This window comes from Streptomyces sp. CB02980 (assembly GCF_014451325.2).
Lineage (GTDB): Bacteria > Actinomycetota > Actinomycetes > Streptomycetales > Streptomycetaceae > Streptomyces.
The window spans coordinates 681,190-708,144 of sequence record NZ_JACSCH020000002.1 but is presented as its reverse complement, the minus strand read 5'-3'; the positions used below and the strand labels follow the sequence as shown (position 1 = coordinate 708,144).

Genomic DNA, 26,955 nt, shown 5'->3' with positions numbered 1-26,955 from the left:
TGTCTCACCACGTGGCATGGACGTTTCGTCTCACGAGGGTGGCCATTTCCTGAGCGCAGACGGCGGCCGACTCCGACGGTGGCCGCGCACTCGATCCAACCGACCCTGTGCCAGCCGACGGCTGCGGAGGCTGTGGGGTAGCCAACCCCCGGTGACGACGTCCTTGCGCCGATACGGCAGGGTGCCGATCATCGCTCGGCACCCTGCCCAACGAATCTGGGCGCCCGGGCTGGTGGCACGCTCCGATGGCCAGCTGCCGGTACGACCCGTCTGCGAGAAGGCCCTACTTGAGGAACGGAGCGAGCGCCTTGGCTGTGGCGGAGCACTTGAGATAGGACGCGGCCTTGTGGAAGCTGAAGGCACCGATACCCGCCGAGACGTTCGAATTCACGTCGTCAAAGTGGTTGGTGAGCGGTTGCGGGATGGCGACCAGGTCTCCGGGGTCGGCGATGTTGATCCAGTGGCCCACCGTCTGTGGCCGTACTCCCTTGCCCGACCTGGGGGTGTGGTGGAGGTGTGGGAAGACGATGTCCGGCATGGCCAGCGGCGACCCGATGGTGAGCAGCACGTCGACCTTGTGGGCGTGCCGCCAGAGCGTGTCGTAGGCGACGACCGATCCCAGTGAGTGGGCGATCAGAACCGTGGGGGACTCCTTGGCGATGGCGTCCGCCAGCCGCTGCTGCACCGCCTGGCGTGCGGGGGAGTGCAGGTAGCCGACGAGCTCGGGGAAGTAGGAGGCCACGAACCTGCGCACGAGTTTGGTGTCCAGCCCCTTGCGGTGGGCGACGGCGTCCGCAACCCAGCGGACGGGCGTCAGGGCCCGGCCCTGTGCCTTGTTCAGATCGAGGCCGTGCAGTTCGCCCCATCGGCGGGCGGCGTCAGCAGCCTCGGGCGACAGGTGGTCGAGGTCGTCAGTGGCGCCCTGCGCGGCGGGACCGGTGGGACGCAGCAGGTCCGCGTAGTACACCAGGCGCATGTCCACGGCATCCACGGGGACGGGCAGCTCCCGGTTGAGGGCCTTGTGCCAGACCGCGCCGAGGCGGGCGGCCGCCGCTTCGGGTGTGCGCGCCGGGTCGTATTGGTTGACGCCGTGGATGGCGAGAATGCGGGTCATCGGCTTCCTTCTGCTCGGTGTTCCGGTCGGGTCGGCCGGCTTGATGGGGCGAACACGGAGACCTCGCGCCCGTAGCCGATGGCTAGTACGCCGTCGGCATGGGCGACGGTCTGGACGTAGTCCGGGAGGTCGATGCGGTCGAGCTGAGTGCCGGTCGAGGTCTCCCAGATGCGGACGGTGCCGTCGGAGCTGCCCGAGACCAGGGCGTCCACGTGACCGACCCGGGAGAAGGCGAGGGAGCGCACGGGGCCCGTGTGGGCAACCAGGGTGCGCAGTACCGTGCCGTCCGCCAAGCGGTTCAGGGTGATCCGGCCGCCTTCGTCGCCCGCAGCGGTGACCGGCTCACCGGCGACCGATCCGATCGCCACCGCCTTGACAGGTGTCCCAAGGCGGTGGCTGTGCAGCAGGCGCCTGTTACGCAGGAGCATCGTCCGGCAGGTGCCGTCGTATGTTCCGCTGAAGACCACCGGTCCGCCCGGGGTCTCGGCGACGGCCAGTGCGGACACTCCAGCGTCCCTGCCATGCCCGGGCGGGGCTAGTAGCCGTGGTTCCTCACCCAGGCCCGGAGACCAGACGGCCAACGCTCCGTCGTTCCTACCTGCGACCATCTGGAACCCGACCAGGTCCGGGGCGAGGATGGCCAGCGTGGTGACTGCGCTGGGGCCGGGGGCCGTGCTTTCCCGCGGCTCCGGCGTGCCGTACTCCCACAGGTGCAGCCGGCCCTGCTCTCCGCCCGCGGCGATCCAGGTCAACCCGCTCTGCGTGAGGACGTCGGCGGCCTGGAGGGGCTGCCCGTCCGGATCCGTGAACTCCCGTACCTTCTCGCCGGTGTCCGCGTCGAGGACCCGGATGGCGGCGTCGCGGCAGGAGGTGACGGCGTACAGCCGTCCGTCGATGCGGTGGAGGCCGAGGGTGCGGACCCAGTTCGGATGTTCGCCGGGAAGCCGGCCCGTCCGGCGGTTGCGCAGGTCCCAAGTACGCACGGTCCGGTCCTTCGACACGGTCACCGCCACCGGCCGGGTACCGGACACTCCGGACAGGGCCGGCGCGACGCGGGTGACCCCACTGGTATGGCCGGCGAGGACGTCCCGCAGTGCGCCCGTCTCCGCATCCCAGGAGCGGACTGTGTCGTCCTCCGAGGCGGTCAGCAGCACGAGGCGGTCGTCCACGGTCGTGGTCACGAGATCCGTTACGGAGCTGGCGTGCGCGCGTTCCTCGTGCAGCAGTCCGCCGGAGTAGAGGTCCCAGGTGCGCAGCATGCCGTCCCGGTGGCCCGCGACAGCCCGCCAGCCATGCGCTGACGGGTGGATTTCGATGGAGTCGACCTCGTTACGCACCCCCCGGGGCGCCCGTCCCTCGGTGACGGCCGGGTGGAGCAGGGAGTGGACGAGCAGGCCGCTGTGTGCGTGGAAGGCCGTACAGGCTCCGCTCGCGTGGCCGACGACCGCCACACACTGACCGTCGACGTCACGGGTGGCGAGGGCGGTGATCCGGTCCGCCGCGTCGCCGTTGCGGCGCAGCACGGACCGGTACCGGAGCTCGCCGCCGGGCAGGGCGAAGGCGCTGACGTAGCTGCCCTCGGTGACGGCGAGCGCGAAGCGGCTGTGCCCTTCGCGGCAGACGGCCACGAACCGTACCCGCTGTCCTGCGGTTCGCACCGGCCGGGGAGGTTCCGATTCCGCACGCAGGTCGGCCACATACGGGAAGGTCTCGGTGGCCATGGCGATCAGACCGGAGTCGTCGATGGCGAGCTGCCTGACGGGAGATCCCACGGACACCGAGCCCATCGGACGGCCGGTCGACAGATCCCACCGGGTGACCCGCTCGCCGCCGGTCAGCAGGACCGGCAGGCCGTCGAGAAGGGTGGAGGCGAGGCTGGTGACCGGCGAACCGTGAAGCAGCACGTGCCGCGTCCGGCCGGTGGTGAGGTCCCAGATCCGAACCGTACGGTCCTTACAGCCCGTTGCCGCCACCAGACGGTCGGCGACCTCGGTCACGGTCAGGGCGGTGATGGCCTCAGCGTGGCCGGTCATGGTGGCGCCGGCCGATGGGGAGACGTTGGTGGCGCTCGACCACACGCAGTGCCACGGAAGCACGCGGCCGCCCGGCAGGCGCTCCATGCTTGCCGCCAGCTCCCGGTGGCCGAGGCGCACGGCGTCCAGGGCAAGGATCTGACGTCGCGCTCCTGGATCCACCCGCTGGTGCCAGCTGACAGAGGCGCAGTACACGTCGAGCAGCTCCTGGATGAAGCCCCCGTACACGTCCCGGAAAGGGGAGAGTGCCGAGGTGACGGACCTCGGGTCCGCGTTCACGAGGTACTCGCCGTCGGAGAGGAGTTCGCCGAGCAGGTCGCCGCCCACCCGGGCCGCGTGCTCGGCGGCATGCCGCCGCAGGTAGGGATCGGCGAGGTCCCAGCGCCGACCGGTGCCGTAGCGCGGCAGGCTGGACAGCAGCCGCCGGAAGACGGCCTCTTCGTCCCCGGTCATGACGCCGTCACCGGGCCCGCACCCGGTCCTTCCTCCGGTCGGTCGGCGAGCGACCCGGCCAACGGGCCGGGTCCGCCGCGCGGGTGGAGCCGCAGATGGTCGACCAGCTCCTGGTGGAAGAGCCGGTAGAGCGTCGTCCCGTGCGTCGGGTCCACGTCCTTCCGGAGGTAGAACGCCACATGATCCAGCGCCGAACGGATGTCGGCACGGGTCGGCCACGCCTTCCGGGGGTGGAATTCGGGCGCGACATCGGCGACCGCGTCGGCAGGCATCCCGCTCCCCGCGCTGAAGGCCAGGGCTGCAAGGACCGGGCGTGCCCACGGATGGGTGCGCTCCTCACTCAACTGTGTCTCCAGCAGGGCGGCGAAGGTCAGGGGCAGTCCGCTGAGCGCACGCTCGAGCTCCTCGTCGGTGACCGGGGCCGCGGCCTTGAGGTACCGGACGGACAGCTGGGCCTTGAGGAACTCTCCCCCTTTGGCGTGGCGCTCGATGCGTTCGGCCGCGCCCTTGGCGACCTTGCTCAGCTCCTTCCCGCGGGTGAGGTAGGTGTCCGTATCACCGAGCATCTCGTTGATGTAATCGGTCAGGGCCTGCCTGAGCCCGGCCCGGTCGACGGCGTCCAGATCGACCAGCGACTGGCGGGCGCCACGAGCAGCCTCCGCCAACTGGGGAAGCTTGTCCCAATAGGGGCGCACACCCACCAGGAGCTGGCATGCCCGCCGTCGGCCACCGCCCCGGTCCTCCCGGTTCGCCAGCGGCAGCAGCAGCTCCACACTGATCTGGACGCTCTCGATGGCTTCGTCCAGGGCATCCACCACGATCAGAGGTTCCTCCGCCAGCCCGGCGACCGCATCGACTAGTTTCTGAGCGGTCCAGCCTTCCGGCGGCAGCGGAAGATCGAGCTGGGCGGCGACTGTGTCGACGACCTGGCTCAGGACCATGCCCCGCGCGTGCACCGCGGCCACTCGGGAGCGGGGATGGGGACGGAGCTTCGTCTGGATGCTCTGCATGACCGGCCTGAGTCTCTTGACCAGTTGCGGGTGGGCGCAGCAGACCACGACGCCCAGCAGCGCGGACTTGCCGGCCCCGGGACTCCCGGTGACGACACAGAGCGTCGCACCTTCCTCCGCGCCGCTCTCAAGCCACGCGCGGATCCGTTCCAGCTCCGCTTCACGACCCTTGAAGTGGCAGGTCGACTGAGTCTGCTGCGCGGTGTCGCGCCCGGACGCCCGTGACAGGTAGTGATGCACATCGAGCGACTCGTGCACGTTCCCGACGATGAACTCCTGCAGGTCCCAGTAGTTCTTCAGATTCAGGACCTCTGCGGGGTCCTCGCTGAACCACGGGTTGGGCAGGAACTCGGTCACGATCCCGTACAGGTCGCTGGAGACAACCTCCTGCACGGGATGGCCCGCGTCCGTTGACAGCTGTCGCACCCGTTTGTGCACCGCGTCCTTGAACCACGTGAGACGGACGAAGCGCTCACTCGGGTGGATCTCACTGTGGCCCTGAGTCAGACCTTTGAGGACGTCGCTGACCGCCTGGGAGAATCGGCCGCCCCATGCCTGGTCCTTGGACGGGCAGGCCGCGATGACGAACGCACGGCGGTCGGCGAACGTGATCGCCTTGGTCGGATCGATGCCGGCCCCGCTGTGGCAGACGTCGAGCAGCAGCAATACGTGCCCGGAGCACCTGCGCGCCTGGGTGAGGAACCGTGTGATCCCGAAAACTGTCTCGAAGACGTCCCGGTGATCGGAGGGCAGGGAGTCCGTGGCGACGACGCACAGCTCGTTCGAGCCGGGTTCGACCAAGCCGTGACTGAGGACATGGACGATCGCATCCCCGCCGTCCCTGATGTCGTTCAGCAACTGCTTGAGGCGATCGGCGACGGTCGAAAAATTCGGGTTGTGCAGGTGATCCGGAGGACCGGCCAGCACTCCCGACAAGCGCTCGGCAACGAGCTCACCGAGGTGCTCGGCGAACTTGAGCTCCTCCCAGGTCGATCGTTCCGGTGGGTCTTCCTCGTCCTCTTCCTCACTGCTGGCGCCAGCGTGCGCAAGCTGGAACTCGGACACCGAAAGGACCACGGCAAGGTCGTCGGCCTTCCCCGGTAGATCGTCCCCAGCCACGCTTCGCGCCTTCCGCCTCGCCCGTGATCGCCTCAGAACAGACTAGGAGGCGGACCGGATGCCGGGATGGGATTTCTGGCCACACGGTGGCCAGTTGGTCTGAGATCTGGCCAGGAAAGCTGAGACCCTACAAGCGACGTGCGGATTCCGTTCGCCTGGGGCAGACAGGAAAGATCCACGGAAGACTGGCCAACGGGTGCGGGGCATGTCAACGTAGATGACCTTCCCCGAAACCCACAGGTCAGTGAGGTGAAGGCCCATGACCGCGGCTCCTGTGAGCCCCGGATTCTCCACCACTATCCAGGCCCTGCGGCTGCGCGAATGGCAGCTTGGTCCGGGCCAGCCCACGCTCGTGATGGACCAATTTTCCGCCGACGACTTTCACGTGGTCGTGGACGACCGGGCCGATGTGCACGTCAGCTCCAAGGACGGACGCTTCTACCTCGGCTGGTATCCGCTAGGTCGCCCCGGTACCGACGGTGAGGGTTGGAAGATTGCCGTCACCGGTACCGCGAAGGTGCCTGGCTACAACATTGCCTTCGACACTCAGACGCCGGCCGACGTTGTGGCCGCCGCCGTGGCCCGTGTGCTGGAGACCTCCCGGCCCCTGTGAGGGCGAGCCTCGAGTCCCCTGTACATCAGGCGGTTCGAGAGTCCGCCTGCCCCAACACCCGTGACTCAAGGAGGCTTCCCCCAATTGGAGCGACCGGAGATGACCGTCGGCGACCTCATCGATCGCCTCTCCGCGTGTGATCGCAGCGCGCCTTTGCGGCTGGCGATGAACCCGTTCTTCCCTATGGCCCACCGGGCAGCGCAGATAGTCGAAGCCCTGGACGAGAAGGAGAAGCCCGTCGTCTACCTGGCTGAGTGGAGGGACGAGGATAGCCAGCTTGGTCCTCTTCCGCCCGAGGTGGCCGTCGCCTTCGCGTGGCAGGCGCCCGTGCTGGCGCCCCCGCGCCGCCCCCGCCGATCTGCTTGCCCGGTCGGCGGGCAGTAGAGCCGTACACAGCCCTTTGGAGGCGCACCTGAACCACAACTCCCCGCTCGAACCATCCACCCCGAGCAACGCCCAGTCCCATTACTGGGTCGGCCCCCGCCACCTGGCCGGTGACGACGGACGTCTCTACGACGTCGTCGCGGACACGCTCGCCAGCCTCGGCTGGACGAGTCTCGCGATCGTCCGCGGATGTCAGGAGCCGGACGAGGCACCGGAAGACCGGCAGGTCCTGCGCAGCACCGTCCTTCACATCAGCCCCGACACTCTCCGGTGGGCGCAATGGGCCCTGCCGGACGAGCCGTTCCACTTGGGCGAGCTTCCGGTCGCCTGGCAGGTGTCCGCCCGCGTGGACACCGACAGTCCGCTCGCGCAGTGGTCGGCCTACTTCACGACCGACGTCCCGGGTGAAGTCCTGACAGACTTCCTCGTCGCGCTCGACGCCCGCGAGGAGACCGCCACCGCGTTCGCCGGGCCCGACTTGGTCCTCGACGCCGCCACGGCGCATGGCTGGCTCCGCGACATCGACCAGCCCGACGCAGGGGCGACGGACCCCACCTTCACCTCGCACCTCAGCCTCGGCGAGGTTCCGCCGCTCATCCAGGACGCCGACCCCCGCGCTCTCACTGCTGAGGCCGACGTGGTGGGTCCGGTCGGATGGCAGGCGTGGGCGGAACCCGCTCTTGGGGAGTCCTACCTGTGGGCCGCCTCCTTCAGCGCCAGCGTGCCGCACGACCTCGTCGCGCGCTTCGCCGCCTCGCTCAGCTCCAGTGCCCCGGTCCTACGTGGGGTGCTGCCCGCAAGCACCCAGGACAGGCTCCTTCGCGCCCCTGCCAGCTGAACACCTATGCCTGCCCCTCAGCTCTCGATGGGGAGGCGAGCTACCCGCACGCGTTCCACGAAGCCCGGCCCCTGATTCAGATGCCGGGCTTCGTGGTGCGCCGGGCCTCGCGCCGTCCGAGCCCGTGGGGGAGTCATTGCGAGGTCAACAGGTCGGTGACGGCCTCCGCCGTCATCAGGTTCTCGCGTGTCAGGTGCTCGGCTATCGCCGAGACGCGGGGCCAGGCAACGGTCAGCGCGACCAGTGCCCGCTGCTGTTGGTACGCCCAGTTCCACGGCGGCAACCCTGGGCCGGGCGGTCCGTAGTCGAGTGCACTCCATCCGCTGCCTGGCACGGTCGCGGTGGCCTCGGCCACCTGCTGGGCAAGCTCCTGGTCGCCGAACCCGCCTACTTCGATTGCCCAACGTCTCTCTGGAGTCAGTTCTCCCTTCGACGTGTTCCAGAGGAGTTCTGCTTGTACCCCGGCAGCCAGAACCATCAGCGTGTCCGAGGCTGACGCTATGTTCAGGGGAACGCTCGCGTTGCGGCCGTGTGCACGGAAGGCACCGCACTCGGGACACGGGGGGTCGACGACGACCTCGACGGGCACAGCCGGCACTCCCACAAGGAACCCGGCGACCGCATGCCCCGCCTCGTGTATCGCCGTACTCTCCACGGACTCCTCCGATGAGAAGCCAAGATACGAGGCGAAGCAGCAGCGGTCCTCGGGTATTGGAACGGTAGTGTGGCCTGAGAGGACTGTTCCGTTCATCCGGACGGTGACTGGGTAACTGGGGTAACCGTCAGTGGCATCCATGCAGAGCAGACCTCACAGCAGACGAGTCGGGGCTGTGACCATACTCAATCCCAGTCACGCGCCCGCCCCTTGAGTCAGGACACTGTCCAATAGCGGGCTCATCAGTACCCGCAGCATGTCTTGGCGGGGCACTGATGAACGAAAGACAGAAGTCAGCGCGGTGCGCTCATCTTGGAGTGCGCCTTCCCGAGGTGCCGGTCGACGAGGGCTGGCGAGCCGGAGACGATCAGCAGCACGGCCCCGGTGCGGACCGCGGTCTGCTTGACGACCGTGCTGCGTCCGCCGACGGAGAAGGTCAGGAGCTGGCTCCACTGCTCGTCGCCGAGCTGGGGAGCTGCTGCTTTTCGCGTCGTGATGTCGATGGCGGTGCTGCCGGTGAGCACCTGGTACTCGGGGCAGCCGGTCATGGCCTCGAAGATCCGGCCGATGCTGTCTGACAGCTTGTCGGCAGAGTCGCTGTACAGCTCCTCGGACACTTCCGAGCCGCCGCCGGCGTAGGTGAAGGACGCCTTCGCCTTGTGGGCGAGGGCGAGCGAGCCGCCGGTGGCGGCCATGCCGCCGAGTTCGTCGAGGGCCGGGCAGCCCAGGACAGTGACGTCGTCGTATCGGGTGGGCCGTTCGTTCTTGCGGGTGTAGTCGCTGCCGAGGTCGTCTTCGTCGAGCAGGAGCGGCTCCAGCGCTGCCGACGGCAGAGGTGCCTCGCCGCCGGCCCGCGCGCTGGTGGGAGCGACGGGTGCGGAGGGAGACGCCGTGGGGTTGTGGGAGGCGGTGGAGCAGGCGGGTACGGAGAGGGCAGTGACGGCCGTGAGGCTGAGGATGGAGACGACGCGAACGCGCATGGGGACCCCTGTGTTGTCGGTGACAGGTCGGACAGTGCGGGCCAGCGGGCCCGGTGGGGTCGCAGGGAGAAGGGTCAGTGGCCGAGGTGCCGCAGGCAGCCCTCGAACGTGGCGTGCGTCGCGTCCGCAGGTCCGGCGGCGCGGTTGTACCAGGCGGTGTCGAGGCGAGGCTCGACTTGCTGGTGGCCGGCACGGCAGCGCAGCCAGATCTCGTCGCGAGTGGAGAGGATGAGCCAGTCCCGATACTCCCCGCACCCTGCGCAGGCGACGATCTCATCCTCGATGACGAGGGGTTGAGGCCAGGGCATCATGCGACCCTCGAGCTGATCGTTGCTGGGCACCCGGAGATCCGCCGGTAGGAAGTCGTCCACCGTGGCCGTCGGGCCGGTGGCCAGCCCCACGTCGACTGCAGTCGGCTGGCAGGGGTCGACGGGCGGCACTTGGACGGCCAGCCACGCCGCGATTCCCGCCTGCGCTGTAGCGCGGTGATCTTGTGGTCCGTGCGGCGCCGGCGTATCCGGTGAAACACCCGTGGTCCTCCCTCGTCTCGTCGTGCAATACATCATGACCGTGCCACAAGCCCCTGACCAGGTTCTATTCACAGAGCCGATAGTCATTTCTTGCGGCGCGGAGCTCCCGACGGGCCGCGCTCCGATCCCTTCGTACGGTGCGTCAACGTCCCCTCGGCGTGACCGGCGGGCACCTGGTCGGTGGTGTCGGCGGGCAGGTCCGCGGAGCGGCGAAGCCGCCACACGAGCACGTCGCTGACCGAATCCGCGCTCGTCAGCTCCCGCCGCCCGGCGGCCTCGGCGAGCAAGGAGGCCGGGTCGTGGCCCGCGGCCTCGGCGTCGCTGAGCGTGGCCGCGAGCGCGTACCAGCCGGGCTCGGCGAGGATCTGCTCGGCCAGTTGTGGCAGCGCCTCGCGCAGCAACGCCGTCTGCCGCTGTTGCACGGTACGGGCGAGATGCCGACCGCGTTGGTAGAGCGCGCCGAGGGGCTGGGTGGCAGCGGCCTCGTACGCGGCTCGCAGGTGCACGGCGGCCTGATGTGCGGCGGCGGCCTGTTGGGCGTGGTTCTTCCTCGCGTGCCAGTGAGCGGCGGCGGTGATCAGGAAGAACAGCATGTCGATGGCCATCGCCGTGGTCGCACCGTCTTCCCCGCGACCGAGGGCAGGGCCGCTATGGACGAGCTCGCGGGCGGCCTGCCGCAGGGCGAGGTCGTGCCCGCGTTCGGCCCGGACGTGCGAGCGGGAGGCGCGCTCGAACACGAAGGCTGCTTCACGCAGTTCGCTGCGGGTGTGTGCGGCGGAGGTCTCGGCGAGCGCATCGAGTACTTCGCCGGCCGCCGCGATGTGGGCGGCGACGACCCTGTCGTCTCCGTTCTCAACGATCAGCACTGCCTGCCAGGCGGCCGAGGCTGTTTGCCGGCGGGCCGACGCCGGACCGCTCGCCACCGGATGTGCTGGCGACCCCGCGCTCGCGGGCTCGCGGTCGAAAGGCCCGGCGGACCAGCGCTCACGGACGCGGGGCAGAGACAGGTCCGGTGCGAGCCGCGCACCGGGGAAAAACACTGGCTCACCTGCGGCGTTACGGTCATCAGGGAGCGCGACCTTGTATCCGAGCAGATCCCCGGACGGGGCCATTCGCTTGCGAATCAGCAGGCCGGCAGAGGCCAGCCGGTCGAAGAACTCGGCCTCGCTCGTCGCGCCGGCGACAGCTCGGCGCACGGTCTCGCGCAGTTCCTCCCGCGCGGTGCGCTCGCGCCCCTGACGCTCCGCCTTGTGGCGTTCGGCGCTGGTGGGCCGCTGCGCGGCGGTGCCGTCGCCCTTGTTTAGGCGGCGCAGCCCCAGCTCTACCTCCACGGCTCGGGCGGCAGCCTGGACGCGGGACGCGTCGTTGTTGAGGTCGGGCTTGTGGCCGTCCTCCCGGACGAGGGTGGCGATGATGTGGATGTGGTCGTCGGCGTGCCGTACCGCTGCCCAACGGCATCCCGCCTCGCCCTGTTCGGGGTCGTCGATTCCGGCGGCGGCGACCATGCGGCGGGCGATGGCGCCCCACTCCTCGTCCGAGAGGAGTCGGTCCTCGGCCGCATTGCGGACGGACAGGTGCCACACGTGCTTCGTCGGTCGCTCGGAGGCATCGATGTTCTCCAGAGGCTGGTCCAGGAGCCGCTGGAGTTGCTTGAGGGTGGCGGTGCCGTGGCGCCCAGGGCCGGGGGCGTTGCCGTCCCAGGACGCGACCAGGTGCGGGTCGGTGTGCTCCTCGTACTTGCCCGGCCCGTACAGGTAGTACAGGAGGCCGAGGGTGCGCTGCCCGCGCTTCTGGATCCTGGGGATCATGCCTGGCGTGTGTTCCTAGTTCTGGGCGAGGAGCCGGTCGGTGGCGTGCTGGATGCGCTGGACGGCCCGTTCGGTGGCAATGAGGACCGCGTCGAGCGACGGCGGGTGCACTCCGGCGTTGATTGCGCGGGTGAGCTGGTTGAGGTTGTTGCCCACGTGGCCGAGATGGCGGCGGGCGGCGAAGAACTCGGCGATGACCTCTCGCTCTCCGGCGACCGCGCTGGCGGTTCGGTCGAGGTCGCGAGCGGCGCTGAGGGCGGCGCGGGCGAGGAAGCCGGCGACGGTCAGACCGGCGGCGGCAGCGCCGGCGGTCACACGGGCGAGCTCGTCGTCGCTGAATCGCGTGTTGCGTACGTGGGGACGCTGGCGGCGCTGGTATTTGCGGCGACGGGTACGGGGTTTCGTCGGCGGGACGAGATCGGGCTCGGCATGCTCTGCGCCCCGTACCTGTCCTCCTGGCCGTGATCCGCCCTCGGTCGCGGCCTCTTCGTCAGGCGACCCCCGGCGCCGGACGTTCCCCTGCCCCGGAGGGGTGGGGGAACCCTTGGATACTCCGCTCAAGGCGGAGTATCCAAGGGGATAACTTGCTCGCCCCGAGACCGAGTTGTGGATCGGACCGGGATCTGCGGTGTTGTCGTTCTCGTACGGGTGCGTCATCGGATTCGGTGCCTCGTGGAGCGGATACGGTGCTGAATCGCGGCGGCCAGCTCGACTACGTCGGCGGGTCCCGCGAGGACAAGGACGGGACCGTCGGGCTCGTGCTGGACGAGCCACTGGCCGGTCGGGCCCTGGACTGCGGCGTGCAGGAGTTGCCGGCGGATGAGCACGTCCGCCCAGGCGCTTGCCTCGGCCGTCGTCGCAGCGGAAGAGCGGCTGTGGGGTGCGTCGATGGGTGCCTCCTGAAGTGGGGCGGTGGCCCGGCGCGGCGCCGGGCCACCGGATCGGGATGGGGCTGCGAGCTGCGGTTTCGCTGGGTCAACCGCATTCGAGGCAACGCTCGACGTGGCCGCTCAGGGCTCTGGCCATGCGGGTTTTCGCCGAGAGCGCGTGATGCGCACTGGACCTGGCAGACGGCCTGCCGGCATACCGCTGGGAGTGGGCGTTCAGGAAGCCGATCTCCCGCTCGTACCCCTTGCGGATGACGTCGAAGCGGTGGCAGGTCTTCATCGGGTGGTGCTCCTTGTCGTGGCGCTGCTCTCCTCGCTCCGCAGTTGCTGGAGGACGAGGCTGAGTCGTTCGTTCCGGCCGCCCTGGAGGCCCTCGCGGCGGAGGATCTCGCGCAGCTGGACTCGGGTGAGGGTTTCGTTGCCGTCCCGTGCCAGCAGAGCGGGGACGTGAGGCTGAACCTGCTTCACGAGCTGTTCGACAGCCGCCTCCAGCTCGCGTGAGGGGCGCTGGGCCGGGCGGCTGCGTGCCCGGCCAACGCTGCTGCCTGTGGGCTTGGCCCTGGTGGTCGGCTTTCGCCGACGGGGGACCTTGTGTCCCCGGTCCCCGGGGCCGGTCCCCGACTCGGGGTCGGTCGGTCCCTGGTCTGCGGGGGCGCCGGTCCCCGGCTCGGCAAGGCTCGGTCCCCGGTCTCCGTGGGTGTCGGTCCCCGGCTCGGCGTCGGACGGTCCCCGGTCCCGGAGGTTGTTGGTCCCCGGCTCGGCGCCCGTCGGTCCCCGGTCCCGGTGGTTGTCGGTCCCCGTCGGTCCCGAGTACCCACGGGTGTCGGTCCCCGCTTCGGCGTCGGTCAGTTCCCGGTCCCCGATCCGTTCGACGCCGGCGACCTGGCCGTGGTGTGGCGGGGACCAGGGGGAGGGGAGGGGGACCGTAGCGAGGGTGAGTGCGTGCCGGCGCGCGGCGAGCTGATCGAGGAGTTCGGCCCGCTGTGCTGGATCGGTGCCGACTGCGGATCGGCCGATCGCCTTCGACAGACGCCGTGCGAGTCGCCGACCGTGCCAGCCCTGCTGCCGCTGGGGGGTGAGCTCGGCGAGGCGGGCGGCGAGGGTGACCGCGCGGGCCGTGGCTCGGTCACGGGTGATCTGCGCAGCGTCGCGGTCTCGCGCCGCGATGCCGAGGCGAGACAGCAGCCGCTCGCGCACCTCTCGTCCCAGGCTGGCGACGAGACTGTGGGAAGCGGCGCCGGGCGTGCGCAGGCGCAGTTCGATGCCCATGGCGAGGTGCCAGAGCATCGCGGCCATGATCGGGCCGACGAAGGCCCGGACGGTGCCGCCCACGGGCCCGCTCTCGGCGTACGCGGGAATCACCTGGACCCCGGTGATGACCCAGACCAGGGTGCCCGGAAGACCGGGCGCTCCCTGGGCAGCTAGATTCTGCCGGGCCATCAGGGCAGTTGCGAACAGAGCGAGTTCGGCGGCGGCGAACATGCCAGCGCGTTCGGCGGTGCCGGCCATGTCGAGGTAGTCGGCGGCGAACCGCCAGCTCGTATCCGCGCTGTAGGCGGTGCAGCCGAGGGCCGCTACGGCCGCGACCTTCACCGATGGACTGCCGGCCCGTCGGATCCGGCGCATGGAGCCCCGGCGCCGCATCCTCCAGCCTGCCAGAGCGAGGGCAGCGGCACCGGGAACGCCGATCGCGAGGAGAAGGGGCAGGTCGGGGATGGCGCCGAAGGACAGGTTGGGGCTCATGCGGCCTTTCCGAGCGAGGTGGTCAGGGAGGCGGTGCGGGCCGGGCGGGACACCGGCTTGACGGTCGCGGGTGAGCTGCTCTCGGGCTTGCGCGTCGTTCGCTTCTTCCGCGACTTCGGCACTCCGTGGTAGCGGTCGCGGTCGGCAACGGCGTTGGCGGCCTGAGTCAGTAGGTCGCGGGCATGCTGGTGGCTGACCTGCAGGGCCACGGCAAGGCGGTCTGCGCGCCAGCCTCGGGCGTAGGCGTGATTGACGACGACGTGGCGCTCGGCGGCAGTGAGGTGAACGTCGCGGCCGTTGAAGACGGCGATCACGCGGCTGTAGTCGATCCGCTGATGCAGGCCGTCGTGCCAGGGGCGGCGCTCCGACTCGGTCAGGCCGCCCCAGATGCCTTCCTTGAGGCTGTTCTCGAGGGCGTAGTTGAAGCAGTCGCGCACCACTGGGCACTGGGCGCACAGGGTCTTGGCCTCGTCGATGGCCTCGCGGTCCCGGGGCAGCGGGAAGAAGGTGGCGTCGGCGTCGTCGGGGTCCATGCCGTGACACACGCCGCGCGTGTGCCAGCTGGTGTCGGCGATCCCGCGCAAGGGGGTCGTGGGTGCTTCGTGGGAGGTGATGGTGCGCAAGGTGAGTCTCCGAGGTCACTCGCGCCGGCCGGCGGGAGGCGGGGCCGAGGGTGGCCCGCCTCGAAGATGCGCTGCGTCATCTGCCCGACCGCGGCGTATCGCTCGGGCAGCATGAGCACCGTGGTCAAGGATCTGCCGTAGACGCCGTGGGCTGCCTCGAAGGGGATCCTGCCGAGGAAGCGGATGTGCGGCCAGCGGCTCGTCCTCGACCATTTGCCGGCGACCAGGTGATCAAAGCGCGCGGCGGCGGGGGAGAAGAAGCGGTCAAAGTGCTGGTCCCGGTCGTACTGGTTGCCCACGTACCCGAGCACGATGTCCTGGCGCTTCGCGGCCAGTGCGGCCGGATCCGCCTGCTCAAGGAGGCGGTCCTCGACCGGGAAGAGTAGACGGTGTGCGCCTGGCGTCGGTTCGAGGGCCGCCTCGCATACCGCGGTACGCGGGGAATGGCGCCACATGCTTTCGGGTCGGAGCTTGCGGTCCTTGTCCCAGATCACGGTCGGAGTCCCGCGACGCACGGTGTACCGCATGATGAGCTCGGCCTGGCGATGCAGGTCGCAGGTGTGGTCCTCGGCGTCGCACGCGGTGGTGTTGCGGCCGTCGACGGCCCAGCGCCACTCCAGGAACAGGACGTCGATGTCCGGCCGGGCGCTGTCGAAGGCGTAGGCGCCGCCGAGGTCGTCGCCGGCTTCGAGCAGGTCGCGGTTGGCCTGCAGGAAGACGATCTCGTGCCCGCGGTCGAGGAGGGCGTCGATCAGAGGGCGGCGGTGGCTGCGGCCCCCGTCCGGTGTGTCGGTGATCCCGTTGCCGAGGAAGCCCCAGAAGCTGTATCCGATCTTCACTTGGTGATCCACCACCCTTCGAGCAGGAGGGCGTCCAGCCCGGAGTTGGCCAGGCAGTCCAGGGCCATGGCCGGCGTCCCGCAGATCGGCTTGCCCTTGACGTTGAGCGAGGTGTTGATCAGCAAGGGCACCCCGGTGCGGCGGGCGAAGGCGCTCAGCACGTCGTGCATGAACGGGTTCTGAGACCGGGTGACGGTCTGGAGGCGTGAGGTGCCGTTGGCGTGGACGATGGCTGGCACGCGTTCGCGCGCCTTGTCGGTCACGCCGGACGCCATCGACATGTACGGCGCCTCCTGGCCCAGGGTGAAGAACTCGGCGGCGCGCTCGGCCAGGACCATGGGGGCGAAGGGGCGGAACGGCTCCCGGAACTTGACGGTCGCGTTGAGCCGCTCAACGACCCCGGGCTCCAGCGGAGAAGCGAGGATCGAGCGGTTTCCCAGTGCTCGGGGCCCGGCCTCCACTCGGCCCTGGAAGAGTCCGACGATCGTGCCGTGGGCGAGCTGGTCGGCGAGGAACTCGGCGGTCTCGACACCCAGCGTCTTCTGCTGAAGCCCGGGCCAGGGCGTGAGGTCGAGGGCCTGGTACTGGTACGACGGGCCGAGGTAGCAGGCCCGGGCGACACCGGACACCGGCCGTCGGCTCCGGCTGTCGGTGTGCACGGCGATGGCGGCCCCGATCGCGGTCCCGGCGTCGCCGGGGGCCGGCGGGACGAAGACCTCGTCGAAGACACCGGCTTCGATGATCCGGCCGATGCTCACGCAGTTCGTGGCCACTCCGCCACCAACGCACAGACGGCGCGATCCGGTGATCATCCGCGCCCGGCGGGCCATGTGCACCATCACCTGCTCGGTGCGCTCCTGGAGGGCCGCAGCCAGGTCCCGGTGGACGTCCAGGAGCGGCTCGCTCGGGTGACGTTCGGGGCAGGTCTCGTCGACGAAACGACGGGACGTCCTCGGGTAGTCGGACGTCAGCACTCGCGCGGGGAAGTAGGCCGGGTCCAGGAGGAAGCCGGTCGGCGTGGTGCGGACGGCCGACGCGAAGAGGTGCCGGAATCGCTCGGGATCGCCGAGGGCAGCGAGCGCCATGACGGTGCCCTCCTCGTCACCGCGGCGCCACCCCAGATGCTCGGTGACCGCGCCGTACACGTACCCCAGTGAGGCGGGATCGTTGATCGCTTCTACAGTGCGAGTGGAAGGGCGGAGCGCGTCGAGCCCGCGCGCGATGGTCGTGGTCTGCCGCTCGCCGAGGCTGTCCACGACGAGGACAGCGGACTCATCCCACCCAGACGCAGCGAAGGCCGCCAGCTGGTGGGCTTGGTGATGCAGGACGGGCGAGACGCGGGCGGCGGGGAACCGCCGTCCGAGGGTGCGCGTGCGCAGCTGGGTGCGCATGGCCACCTTGGCGAAGCCGCGAGCCCGCGGAAGCGCGCGGTCGCGCGTCGTTGCGGACAGTGCCAGGCGCAGCGCTGCCGGGGACTCGACGAGGTAGCGGGCGGGCTGGAAGTTGTACGCGATGGCGTCCACGTCGGCGGCGGAGAGCCCGGCCTCGCTCAGCAGCCACTCGACGGCGTGGCGCGGGTACTCCTTGGTGTGCTTCTGCTGGGAGAGCCGCTCCTCCTCGACGAAGCCGATCAGCTTCCCGTCCACCAGCAGAGCGGCGGAGGAGTCGTGCGTGTACGAGCACAGCCCGAGGATCACTGAGGGCACACGGGTGACGGCGGCCATCACCTCGTCCCTGCCTTCTCACGCGCCGGGGAAGTCCCGGTCCGGCGGCTCAGCTCGCCGTACCAAGCGGCGAGCGCCTGACCGAGAGGTCCCTCGATCTTGTTGGCCAGCCGTCCCGCGTCGTCACGGCGGCTGTCCTTCCAGAGCCGATAGCTGCGCAGCGCTCGGCCATCGTGTCCCAGCCCGGGTGGCCGGTCACGTCCCGGGCCCGGACCTGGTCGAGGAGGCCGTCGAAGCCGTCCCACGGCGTGGTGAGGTCCGGCATCATCGCGCTCGCGGTGACCGAGGCCAGTCCGTCGGCCTGGTCGAGGTGGTTCTCGTAGATATGCAGGGAGCCGACGTGGTGGTGGAACTCGCCCAGCTCGGCGCCGAGCCAGCCGGCGACCAGCTCGTGCAGCGTGGTGTAGAAGAACAGGTCGTACGGCATGCCGATCCACACGTCCTGACCCCGCATCGTGGTCGACATGTGCAGGCGGCCGGCGCGCAGGTAGAAGCGGAAGCCGAGAGTGCAGGGCACGTCCTTGTGGCCGGCGGCGTCCTGGGCCGGGTCGTAGAGCTGGATCAGGGCCCGGCGGGAGTCGGGGTCCTCCTTGAGGATCTCGACGACGCGGCGCAGCTGGTCGACCGTGCCCGCCCATCTCCGCATCCGCGGCCCGTACGCGCCGCGCAGGACACCGTCGTCGGCGTACTGCCGCAGGCGCGAGTTGTAGTCGAAGATCCACGGGGCATCCGAACCGGAGAGGTGCCACACGGTCTCCGCCACCGCGAACGCGGGGTTGATGACGCGCGCCGGCGGCGCGTACAACAGGCGGGCCCGCGGCTGCGTCAGGCGCATGTGGACGTCGAGCACCTCGCGGGTCGCCATGCCCCGGGGGCTGATTTGATCGCCGGACTTGGCCAGGGCGACGGCACCGACGAAGAGCTCGGCGATGCTGTCGGCGGTCAGGTGTGTCATCGGGCATGAACTCCTTCGCTCTGCGGCAGACCGGAATGGGTGCCGTGGGCCTCGTCGCGGACAGGGGTGTGGCGCATGGCGTGGCCGGCGCGGCGCAGGACGAGCCGTGCGACCTGAGCGGCGCTGTCGCCGCGCCACCGGCACACACCGTCCTTCGCCGTCTGAGCGGCCGGATGGTGAGGATCAGGGATTTCGGAAAGTGCCTCGGCGACGTCGGCGGAGCTGCTGCAGCGCCTCGCGAGACCGTGCTCCGCGAGTCCGAGCGTGCGTTCGCCGGGCGAGCCGATTTCGAGGACCGGCACGTCGAGCAGGGCGGCCTCGATGCCGCACGTCGAATAGGCGCTCGCCAAGGCGTCGGCGGCGGCGAGAAGGCTCCGTGCGCCGACCCTCGGATCGGCCAAGGCCACGAGAGGCTTGCCGTCCCGCCGGAGGAGCGAGGCGAAGACGTCGACGCTCTGCGCGGGATGCGGGGCGATGACGAGCCCCCAATCGCCATCGGCCCTCCACAGCCCGTCCAGGAGAAGGTCGGCCTGGGCCGCGAGCCGAGCGGGGCCGAAGGGCTGGCAGGCCCACACCGCGATGTGAGTGGGGCTCTTGCGTGTGCCAGAGGCCAGCAGGTGCTCCAGGTAGCGCCGGTGCGCCTCGCGGTCGAGTCCGGCGAGCGCGTCGAAGCGGGGCTGTCCGAGGACGTGGACCTCGGCATGCGGATGGCGTGCCCAGGCTTTCGCGAGGGGGACATCCCGCTGGCCCATGACGACGATGTCGCGGCTGTGCAGTGCCGGCCACGCGACCGACTCCGCTGTCCACGCGCCGTGCTGGACGTGGACTGTGTTGATGCCGTGGCGGCCTGCGGTGTGCACGGCGAGTGCGCCCAGGGGGCTGGTGTCGTTGCTGACCAGCATCGTGTGCGGCTGGACCGTGGAGAGGACCCCGTCCAACCACGTTTCCGTTCGGATGACCGACCGCCATGACGGCTGGGTGCATCCCCCGCTCGTCTCCAGGACTACCGACACGAGCCGCACTAGTCGCGCCAGGTGAACGCTGTGCTCCTCCACCCGGACGACGTGATCTTCGTCCGGCAGGCGGAGCTGGTCCACGTTGCCGGAGACGTTGAGGAGTGCGGCCGGGGGCGAGCAGAGGCTCACGCCCTCGGCTTCGGGGACCGGGCATCGGTCCGCCGGATCGGTGGCCAGGTCGATCACGAGACTCGTCCGGCCGGCGTGTGCCAGCTCGTCGAGGACGGGGAGCAGGGTGCCGGCGTGACGGGAGGACCACGACAACGCGACGACGTCGGTCTGCGGAAGTTCCGAAGGAGGTGGACTCGGCGCCGCAGTGGCCAACGAGACAGGAGGAAGGCCGCGTAACTGCGCGGAACGCAGCGGGTTGTACGGCGCTGCGGCTCCCAGTACGTAGGCGACGCCGGACCATGTGACGGTGTAGGACCGGTACTCCCGGGAGCTGTTCGACCGTAATCCGACGAAGCCCTCGTACGGCGCCAGCCCCAGCGGTCCCGGTGCCTTCGCGAAGGGCTCCCAGGTGCTGAGAGCCAGCAGCTTGCGTACGAGCTGTGTCACCAGGCGCCGCGTCGGCACGTGCTGCGCGTACAACCATCCAGCACCGCCTGGTGTACTCGCGAGGTCGGCGCCGTACGCCTCAAGCTCCGTCATCACGTGGTCGACCAGTGTCTCCACGCGGTGCGCGTCGAGCGGCAGGGCCTCCAGATCACCCGTGGTGATCCCATCGGCCCGCATGCTTTCGAGGGCACCCTCGCCGACCAGCGCCCAGAGCGGCCGGCCACGGAACTCGGTGTGGACGATGCCGAGAGCGCTCCCTCCAGGAGTCTTCACAGCAGGCTCCCTTCGAGGAACGGGGCCCTGTTGCCGGCGGTTGCGAGGAACCGCCGAAGGTCCTCCGGGGAGTCGGCGACCTCGGGGGTGGGGGTGCTCGGACGGCCGTAGCCCCAGCCCGCGTGCACGAACGCGACACCGGCGCGGTGGGCAGCTTCCTGGTCGACCGCCATGTCGCCCACGTACATCGCGTCAGCCGGGTCGGCGCCGAGGTCGATCAGAGCGAGCAGGATCGGATCCGGCGCCGGCTTGCCGCGGCCGACCCCATTCGGCGTCCGCACGGTGGCGAACGGGACGCCGAGCTGGGCCAAGAGCGGGGCCGCGCGGTCCAAGGGCTTGGACGTGACGATCCCGAGCAGCCAGCCCGCGGTGGCGAAGGAGTGGAGAACCTCCGCGACGCCCTCGAACTGCCGGGCGAGGTGAGAGGCGGCCGTGGAAGCCTCTGCGTACGTCCGGTGAATCAGCTCGGCGTCCGCGAGTCCGAGCTGCTCCATGATGTCGCCGAAGGGCCGGCCCAGGTGGCGCTCGTACGCCTCGAGGGGCACGTCGAGGCCGTGAGCTTCCTGGACACTGCGCCAGGCGCTCTCCATGACGGGGCGCGTGTCGACGAGCCCACCGTCCAGGTCGAGCAGCAGCACGCGCGGTGCTTCGGAGCCGGGGTTCGACCACCTCCTGCTGGCGTGGCGTGAGGTCGGGGGCGTAGGCCGTGATGGCATGACGAAGATCTCCAGGGGAGTGGGTCAGTGAGAGACGGTGGCCTCGTGGCGCCGCACGAAGGCGATCACCCGCTTACCGCTGCCGTCGTCCTTGGGACAGGCGGTCCAGGCGGCGGCCGTCGCGGCAACCAGGCACAGGCCGCGGCCACTGGTCGCGTAGAGGGAGGCAAGCCTCGGGACCGGGGACTCCGGGGAGTTGTCCTCCACCTCGATCCCCACGACGCCGGCCTGGACGGCAAGAGTCAGCGTGATCTCATCGGCCCGCTCACCCTCCACGCCCGGCCGAACCTTGGCGTTCTCTGCCGGAGCTCGACCGTGGCGCTCGGCGTTGGTGGTGAGTTCGCTGACGATCAGCACGGCGTCGTCCATGAGGTCCTCGACACCCCACGCCGTCAGCGTCTGGCGGGTGAACGATCGGGCCCTGCCCGGTGCCCGGTCATTGGCGAGCAGGGTCAAACTCTGCTGATGCTCGGGGGCGTTGATGACGCTTCCGAGGCTCTCGATGGGCTCCATGCTCGCCTTCTCACAGCTCGTGCTGAAGTCCGCGAAGGACTCGACCGGCGGTGGTGTCGGAGGTGTCGAAATGGCGGAAGTTCTCGACGAGCACGGCAGCCGCAGGAAGGTGGCCGGCGCTCGTTTCCTCGGATGCGAAGCAGCGGGAACCGAGGCTGCCCGGAGCGGTCCTGGCATCGACACGCGTCGAGTGGCTGGGAATCACCGGTTTCCTCTCGGGCAGCGGCAGTTGGTGGTTTCGTTGACCACGAGCGAACCGTGAATCCCGTGGAGGCGGTATCTCCGGACGGTGTCGGAGGCCGTCAAACCCGTCAAAGATCGTTTTGGTGAACCGAGGTAGACGATGGCGCGCGAGCGGAACGTGAAGCTGGCCGACGCGATCGCGGAAACGGGCTGGTCGCAGCCCAAGGTCGCGGCCGCCTTCGTGAGGGTGGCGGCCGAGGTCGGAGCGCGGGAACTCCTCGGAACGAGCCGTTCGCACATCGCCATGTGGGTGGCAGGGACGCACCCTTCGGGCAGAGCGCCCGCTATCTTGTGCGAGACGCTGTCCCGGCGACTTCAACGCCCCGTCACGCCAGCCGAGATCGGACTTTCGACGCCCGGCGAGAGCACGGCACAGGCATCCGAATGGCACGTGGATACGCTGAGCTCGCTGGTGGACCTTGGGAGGAGCGACGTGGACCTGGAACGCCGCCAACTGCTCGCAGGCGCTGCCTACTCCGTAGGCGGGCTGGCCCTGCCCGGGCAGCAATGGTGGGACGAGGCCCCTCAGCGGGCCAGGTCTCGCCACAGCGCCACGGGTCGCAGAGTCGGGCTCGCCGAGGTCGGCAACGTCCATGAGATGACGGAGTTCTTCTCCCGGCGGGACCAGCGACACGGAGGGATGGACGGCCGTACGGCTCTTCACCAGTACCTCGTGGACGACGTTGCGAGGTACGTCGGCGGGGCCTTCACCAGCGAGGAGACGCGTCGCGACCTCCTCGCCGCCGCCTCCGAGGCGGTGTACGTCGCCGGCTGGATGAGCTTCGACGCCTCCCACCACGAGGCCGCACGACGCTACTTCAGCCTGGCGCTCAAGCTGGCGGCCGAAGCTGACGACGCCCCGCTGGCGGGACACATCCTGAGAGCGATGGCGCACCAGGCGACGGACCTCGGACACCCGCGAGCGGCCGTGGACCTCGCCACCGCTTCCGTGGAACGCAAGCGGTACACCCTGGCAACGCCCCGCGAGCGGGCTCTGCTCTGCGTGGTGCAGGCCCGAAGCCTGGCCGCGAACGGGCAGAGGCAAGAAGCGATCGCCGCGCTCCTCCGGGCTGAGGACGACCTCGCTGCTGCGGCACCCGGTGACGGAGACCCGCATCGGGTCTGGTTCTTCCAGCGAGCTTCCTTGGCCCACGAGACCGCCCGCACTCTGTGGACGCTGGGCGACCTCGAAGGGGCGCTCAGGGAGTTCGACAACAGCGTCCTGACCAGGAAGGCGGACACCTTCAGCCGAACCCACGCCGTGACGCTGGGCTACATGGGAACGGTGCAGGCCCGAAAGGGCAATGTCGAAGCCGCCTGCACCACGTGGGCACAGGCCCTGGACGCCATGGAAGGGGTTCAGTCGGGTCGGGCCCGCGATGCCGCTGTGAACATGCGCCGGGTGCTCTCCCCCTTCCGTCACCGCGGAATCAGTGCCGTGACGGAGATCGACGAGCGCGCCAAGGCCGTACTCGAACGAGTAGCCTGACGGCGTCATCGCGGCGAACCGAGGCATCGTACGAGTGCCCGAATCGCCCTGCTGCGAGCCGAGAAGAGGGAGTCCGTGTCCACAGGGTCCATCGAGGTTCCGGTGATCGCCGACGTGGTCGGAGGTCACACCGGGAAACTCGACGACTTCAAGGGGGGAGTGGAGTCGATCATCCGACTCCGTCCAGAGTTCCCGGTGGAGACGCTGCAGGGGATCGAGGAGTTCTCGCATCTCCAGGTCACCTGGTTCTTCAACCTGGGCTCGCCCGAGGACGTCGCGCTGCATGCTCGCAGCCCACGCGACAACCCGGCGTGGCCGGCGACAGGCACCTTCGTGCACCACAATCACCGGCGCCCAGCGAGGCTCGGCGTCTCGTTCCCGCGGCTGCTCCGCGTGGACGGACGAGACCTGCACGTCACCGATCTGGACGCGGACGAGGGCACGCTCGTGATCGACCTGGTGGCGGTCTTCAAGGAGTTCCTCCCGCGCGGCCCCGTCACACAGCCTTCGTGGCCCGGCGAGATGTTGACGGACTACTGGCAGGACGCCGCTGAACGCTAACGAGGTACCGGAGCCCGGCCGGACGCCTGCTCTGGCCAGCCGGGTCTTCATAGCGGTCGGTGCCGGCACGAGCCCGTTCTGGGAGGCGTTCACGACGCGGCACCCCCTGCGGCTGGTGCTGGCGCGGAACCGCTCGTCGCCGTGGACTGACCGCCCCGGACGAGGAGGATCTGCGCTCCCGCGGCGGCGAGTCGACTCCGACGGTCAGCCGCTATGTCCCTGGGCCCCAGATGGGAAGGCGCGGGGATCACGATGCCGTACGGCCGCGTGACCACGAGTGCGTCGAGCATCCCGACGAAGGCCGAGGATGTCGAAGGGCAACGCTCCATGTACACGGCGGCCAGCGTCAGTTCGTGCCGACGGCAGTAGTCGCTGATCGTCGTCGCCAGTGCCTTCTGTCGGCGGGCGGGTACTCCCACGAGCCGGAGGAATCCGAACACGAGCGGCCCCGTGACGTTCCGCTGCTCCGTGAGGAGTTCCATGATCATGACCTTCCATCGGGCTCGGCTGAAGTGACACTCCGAGCCTGGCCGTGACGCGGCGATCGGGGAATCCACGCTTGTCCCACTTCTGTCCCACAACTGCCCCTCCCGCCGTGGCCCGCGTGCTTCGATGGCAACGGAAGGGAGAGGCAAGTGGCGACGGTTCACGAATGGACCGGGCTGGAGGCGCTTGCCCTCCGCAAAGCCCTCCGGTTGAGCGTGCGCGCCTACTCCGAGCACCTGGGCGTTGCGGTCAACACGATCAGCAACTGGGAGAAGCACCGGGCTACGCGGCGCCCCAACACGGAGAGCCAGGCCATCCTCGACACTGCGCTGGCCCAGGCGGATGCCACGACTCATGTCCGATTCGAGACGGAGCTCGCGAAACTCGGCGAGGGAAGCGCCCCCGCCGCGAGCGTCGCGCGAGTCACCATTCCCCGCCCGCGGGCATGGGAGTACGAGTCGTGGTCCGAGGACATCGAGCGCACCGTCGTCGCTCTGTCGCACCAGAACTTCACTTTCGCCACGGACCTGCTTCACCGGTGGACGTCTCGCTACAGCACGTCAGACCTGGATGAACGCGGCTTGTACCTCCTGGCCCGGGCTTCTGCTCTCCAGGGCGATCTGAAACGGGACCAAGGCGCCGTCGTCGGGCCGCTCTCGGCCCAGCGCTCGTATGCCGGTGCCCGCTCGCTCTACACACAACTGCAGATTCCACGCCGGGTGGCGCAGCTCGACCTCTCGCTCGCGGTCGTCACCGAGATGGCCGGCGATCTGGAGCCTGCGGCTCGTCAGTATGAGGACCTCGTCGGCGACGAACGCCTCGCAGCTCGCGACCGGGCCCGTGCCCGTCTGTGGGTGGGAACGGCGCTGAGCAAGGACGGGCACCACGACTACGCGGCCCGCGTGATGGAAACGGCGATCCGCGAGTTCGAAGACCTCTCCGAGCAGGAGGATTGGTCGGTCGCCCAGCAGAAGCTCGCACTCGCCCACCGTGGGGCAGGCAACCTCGACGCCGCGCTGCGGCTCATCGACGTCGCCCGCAGCACGGGCGTGACGGAATCCCCCATGCAGCGGGTACGTCTGGACACCGCGTACGGCCACATCCTGCTATCGGACCCGGCCACCCTGGATGATGGGTTACACGTCCTCGATGACGCCGCCAAGCGGGCGGCCCAGTACGGGCTCACCCACCAGCTACGTAGCATCACGGACATCCGGAGGACGGCCGACGGGGCATCCAGCCCCACACGACGGTGATCAGGGAGACGAGCGCGTGACCGACAACCAGCCGGCCATCAACGAAGAGCAGATCCACAACGCCAAACTGGTCTGGGACTTCCACCAGATGCGACACGACGTTCGCCCCGTCGACGTCGCGATCGGCCTCGGGAGCCACGACCTCGGCGTCGCCGCCTTCACAGCTGAGCTCTACCGCGCCGGCCTCTTCCCCACCGTGGTGTTCACCGGCGGCAACAGCCCCACCACCGCCAAGGTCTTCCCCCGCGGAGAAGCCGTCCACTTCCGCGAGCACGCCCTGACGCTCGGTGTCCCGGACAACGCGATTCTGGTGGAGCCGAACGCCGGCAACACCGGCCAGAACATCGACTTCTCCCGAACGATGCTCGCCTCCGCTGGCATCCACCCGAAGTCCGTGCTCCTCGTCTCCAAGCCGTACATGGAGCGCCGCTCCTACGCCACGGCCCGCAAGCTCTGGCCCGAGGTCGAGCTGACCTGCGCCTCGGAGCCCATGGAATTCGACGACTACCTCAAGAGCATCGGCGACGAGAAGCTCGTCATCGACATGCTCGTCGGCGACCTCCAGCGCATCATCGAGTACCCGACGCTCGGTTTCGCGATCGAGCAGCATGTCCCGGAGGACGTACATGCCGCGTACGAGTCCCTCGTCCACGCCGGCTTCACCAGCCGACTCATCGGCGCTTGAGAAACCCCCACCGGGCGGGCTGTGCGCGATTCACCAGCCCAACTTCTTCCCCCGGCTGAGCACTCTCGCCAAAATCTTCGCGGCGGACTACTGGATCGTCCTGGACGACGTCCAGTTCGCCCGCCGCGACTACCAGCACCGCGCTCGCCTGGGCAGCAGGTCCGACCTCGCACAGCGTCAGTGGCTCTCGCTCCCCACTCACCTCCCTCGCGGCCGGTCGGCCCTGGTGAGGGAAGCCGTGCTGGCCGACCCGGAGCGGTCCCGTCGGCGGGTCATGCTCCTGCTCGCGCAGCAGTACGGGGACTGCACTGACTGGCCGCTCTTCCGCCACGAGTTGGAGTCCGTACTGCTCCAGTTCAGGCGGGCCGGCCGGACGGCCGATGTAGCCGAAGAGTCCACTCGGATCCTGCTCCGCCTCCTGGGGTGGAAGGGCCGAATCCTGCACAGCAGCCGGCTCCCCGCTCGGACTGAGCGGTCGCACCGCCTCGCCGACCTGGCCGCAGCCACTGGTGCGCGCGGATACCTATGCGGCACCGGAGGCATGCGCTACCTCGAGTTGGCGCCGTTCGCGGCTCAGGACGTGTCCGTCATCCCTTTTCGAACGCCGGAGGCCGGAATCTGGCAGGGCGGCCGCGAGGTGAGCGCCGTCTGCCCTCTCATGGCCTACGGCATTCGGACCGTCTCAGGGGAGCTGCATGCCGTTGCATCCCGGCCCGGACCCTCCACTCGCTCCGTGTAGAGGGCCGAGCGGACGCAGCCCGCGTCCGTCTCTCGGCGGGAGTATGGGGACCAGGCTTGGGGACCAGTGCGTACTACACCGATCTCCGGCAGCATGTTCCCATTCCCGCTCG

26 protein-coding genes are annotated in these 26,955 nt (G+C 69.5%); 9 read left to right on the top strand and 17 right to left on the bottom strand.

All coding sequences use genetic code 11. The annotated features are described in order from the left end of the window. Positions 1-283 precede the first annotated feature (283 nt). Genes E0F75_RS06585 through E0F75_RS06575 form a run of 3 tightly spaced genes read right to left on the bottom strand, consistent with a single transcriptional unit; the run spans position 284 to position 5,729 of the window. Complete coding sequence (locus tag E0F75_RS06585; RefSeq protein WP_187621514.1) at positions 284-1,114, bottom strand: hypothetical protein; 831 nt, start codon at positions 1,112-1,114, stop codon at positions 284-286. Then, positions 1,111-3,600, bottom strand: a complete 2,490-nt coding sequence (locus tag E0F75_RS06580; protein WP_187621513.1) for a WD40 repeat domain-containing protein — start codon at positions 3,598-3,600, stop codon at positions 1,111-1,113. The genes E0F75_RS06585 and E0F75_RS06580 overlap by 4 nt, the downstream gene beginning before the upstream one ends. Next, a complete protein-coding gene (locus E0F75_RS06575; protein WP_187621512.1) occupies positions 3,597-5,729 on the bottom strand; it encodes an ATP-binding protein in 2,133 nt (710 codons plus the stop codon). Before E0F75_RS06575 ends, E0F75_RS06580 begins: the two co-directional genes overlap by 4 nt. Before the next feature lie 259 nt (positions 5,730-5,988). Between E0F75_RS06575 and E0F75_RS06570 the strand changes: the two genes are divergently transcribed. The 3 genes from E0F75_RS06570 (at position 5,989) to E0F75_RS06560 (ending at position 7,564) form a co-directional block, all read left to right on the top strand. Next, on the top strand, positions 5,989-6,342 hold the full coding sequence (locus E0F75_RS06570; RefSeq protein WP_187621511.1) for a DUF317 domain-containing protein: 354 nt from the start codon (positions 5,989-5,991) through the stop codon (positions 6,340-6,342). Positions 6,343-6,441: 99 nt separating this feature from the next. After that, the gene (locus tag E0F75_RS06565) at positions 6,442-6,726 is read left to right on the top strand and encodes a hypothetical protein (protein WP_374115373.1); all 285 of its coding nucleotides are present in this window, start codon (positions 6,442-6,444) and stop codon (positions 6,724-6,726) included. A gap of 16 nt (positions 6,727-6,742) precedes the next feature. Further along, entirely contained in the window at positions 6,743-7,564 is an 822-nt protein-coding gene (locus tag E0F75_RS06560) for a DUF317 domain-containing protein (protein ID WP_187621509.1), read from the top strand. Between the two features lie 133 nt (positions 7,565-7,697). Here E0F75_RS06560 and E0F75_RS06555 read toward each other — a convergent pair whose 3' ends face one another. The 8 genes from E0F75_RS06555 to E0F75_RS06515 form a co-directional block, all read right to left on the bottom strand. Continuing rightward, entirely contained in the window at positions 7,698-8,360 is a 663-nt protein-coding gene (locus E0F75_RS06555; RefSeq protein ID WP_187621508.1) for a hypothetical protein, read from the bottom strand. Between the two features lie 152 nt (positions 8,361-8,512). Further along, positions 8,513-9,199 carry a hypothetical protein gene (locus E0F75_RS06550; protein WP_187621507.1) on the bottom strand — a complete coding sequence of 229 codons (687 nt, stop codon included), beginning with the start codon at positions 9,197-9,199 and terminating at the stop codon, positions 8,513-8,515. Between the two features lie 74 nt (positions 9,200-9,273). Continuing rightward, complete coding sequence (locus E0F75_RS06545) at positions 9,274-9,600, bottom strand: hypothetical protein (RefSeq protein WP_229312541.1); 327 nt, start codon at positions 9,598-9,600, stop codon at positions 9,274-9,276. 212 nt (positions 9,601-9,812) lie between these two features. Beyond that, positions 9,813-11,537, bottom strand: a complete 1,725-nt coding sequence (locus E0F75_RS06540) for a relaxase/mobilization nuclease domain-containing protein (RefSeq protein WP_187621505.1) — start codon at positions 11,535-11,537, stop codon at positions 9,813-9,815. 15 nt (positions 11,538-11,552) lie between these two features. Next, positions 11,553-12,194 carry a plasmid mobilization relaxosome protein MobC gene (gene mobC / locus E0F75_RS40695; RefSeq protein ID WP_267499331.1) on the bottom strand — a complete coding sequence of 214 codons (642 nt, stop codon included), beginning with the start codon at positions 12,192-12,194 and terminating at the stop codon, positions 11,553-11,555. A 318-nt stretch (positions 12,195-12,512) separates the two neighbouring features. Next, entirely contained in the window at positions 12,513-12,704 is a 192-nt protein-coding gene (locus tag E0F75_RS06525) for a hypothetical protein (RefSeq protein WP_187621503.1), read from the bottom strand. Beyond that, positions 12,701-14,167, bottom strand: a complete 1,467-nt coding sequence (locus E0F75_RS06520) for a hypothetical protein (RefSeq protein WP_187621502.1) — start codon at positions 14,165-14,167, stop codon at positions 12,701-12,703. Before E0F75_RS06520 ends, E0F75_RS06525 begins: the two co-directional genes overlap by 4 nt. Then, positions 14,164-14,790 (bottom strand): WhiB family transcriptional regulator, encoded by a 627-nt coding sequence (locus E0F75_RS06515; protein WP_187621501.1) that lies wholly within the window; start codon positions 14,788-14,790, stop codon positions 14,164-14,166. The genes E0F75_RS06520 and E0F75_RS06515 overlap by 4 nt, the downstream gene beginning before the upstream one ends. Positions 14,791-14,840: 50 nt before the next feature. Here E0F75_RS06515 and E0F75_RS06510 point away from each other — a divergent pair, with 50 nt between their 5' ends. Further along, positions 14,841-15,176: a hypothetical protein gene (locus E0F75_RS06510; protein WP_187621500.1), complete on the top strand. Its 336-nt coding sequence runs from the start codon at positions 14,841-14,843 to the stop codon at positions 15,174-15,176. A 449-nt stretch (positions 15,177-15,625) separates the two neighbouring features. Here E0F75_RS06510 and E0F75_RS06505 read toward each other — a convergent pair whose 3' ends face one another. The 5 genes from E0F75_RS06505 to E0F75_RS06485 all read right to left on the bottom strand — a co-directional run bounded on the left by E0F75_RS06505 (position 15,626) and on the right by E0F75_RS06485 (position 21,384). Further along, positions 15,626-17,353, bottom strand: a complete 1,728-nt coding sequence (locus tag E0F75_RS06505; protein WP_187621499.1) for a carbamoyltransferase C-terminal domain-containing protein — start codon at positions 17,351-17,353, stop codon at positions 15,626-15,628. Positions 17,354-17,402: 49 nt separating this feature from the next. Next, a complete protein-coding gene (locus tag E0F75_RS06500; protein WP_229312539.1) occupies positions 17,403-18,308 on the bottom strand; it encodes a thymidylate synthase in 906 nt (301 codons plus the stop codon). Further along, positions 18,305-20,155 (bottom strand): hypothetical protein, encoded by a 1,851-nt coding sequence (locus E0F75_RS06495; protein WP_187621498.1) that lies wholly within the window; start codon positions 20,153-20,155, stop codon positions 18,305-18,307. The genes E0F75_RS06500 and E0F75_RS06495 overlap by 4 nt, the downstream gene beginning before the upstream one ends. Further along, a complete protein-coding gene (locus E0F75_RS06490; protein ID WP_229312538.1) occupies positions 20,152-20,793 on the bottom strand; it encodes an HAD family hydrolase in 642 nt (213 codons plus the stop codon). Before E0F75_RS06490 ends, E0F75_RS06495 begins: the two co-directional genes overlap by 4 nt. A 102-nt stretch (positions 20,794-20,895) precedes the next feature. Further along, positions 20,896-21,384 carry an ATP-binding protein gene (locus E0F75_RS06485; protein ID WP_187621496.1) on the bottom strand — a complete coding sequence of 163 codons (489 nt, stop codon included), beginning with the start codon at positions 21,382-21,384 and terminating at the stop codon, positions 20,896-20,898. Positions 21,385-21,727: 343 nt separating this feature from the next. Here E0F75_RS06485 and E0F75_RS06480 point away from each other — a divergent pair, with 343 nt between their 5' ends. Continuing rightward, positions 21,728-23,116, top strand: a complete 1,389-nt coding sequence (locus tag E0F75_RS06480) for a Tat pathway signal protein (RefSeq protein ID WP_187621495.1) — start codon at positions 21,728-21,730, stop codon at positions 23,114-23,116. Between the two features lie 75 nt (positions 23,117-23,191). After that, on the top strand, positions 23,192-23,677 hold the full coding sequence (locus tag E0F75_RS06475) for a TrmO family methyltransferase (RefSeq protein WP_187621494.1): 486 nt from the start codon (positions 23,192-23,194) through the stop codon (positions 23,675-23,677). 89 nt (positions 23,678-23,766) lie between these two features. Here the strand turns inward: E0F75_RS06475 and E0F75_RS06470 are convergent, their stop codons facing one another. Next, a complete protein-coding gene (locus E0F75_RS06470) occupies positions 23,767-24,159 on the bottom strand; it encodes a hypothetical protein (RefSeq protein ID WP_229312537.1) in 393 nt (130 codons plus the stop codon). A 153-nt stretch (positions 24,160-24,312) separates the two neighbouring features. Between E0F75_RS06470 and E0F75_RS06465 the strand changes: the two genes are divergently transcribed. Genes E0F75_RS06465 through E0F75_RS06455 form a run of 3 tightly spaced genes read left to right on the top strand, consistent with a single transcriptional unit; the run spans position 24,313 to position 26,843 of the window. Then, a complete protein-coding gene (locus tag E0F75_RS06465; protein WP_187621492.1) occupies positions 24,313-25,419 on the top strand; it encodes a DNA-binding transcriptional regulator in 1,107 nt (368 codons plus the stop codon). Positions 25,420-25,435: 16 nt separating this feature from the next. Then, positions 25,436-26,104: a YdcF family protein gene (locus E0F75_RS06460; protein WP_187621491.1), complete on the top strand. Its 669-nt coding sequence runs from the start codon at positions 25,436-25,438 to the stop codon at positions 26,102-26,104. Next, the gene (locus E0F75_RS06455) at positions 26,028-26,843 is read left to right on the top strand and encodes a WbqC family protein (protein ID WP_308189553.1); all 816 of its coding nucleotides are present in this window, start codon (positions 26,028-26,030) and stop codon (positions 26,841-26,843) included. The genes E0F75_RS06460 and E0F75_RS06455 overlap by 77 nt, the downstream gene beginning before the upstream one ends. The last annotated feature ends 112 nt before the right edge of the window (positions 26,844-26,955 follow it).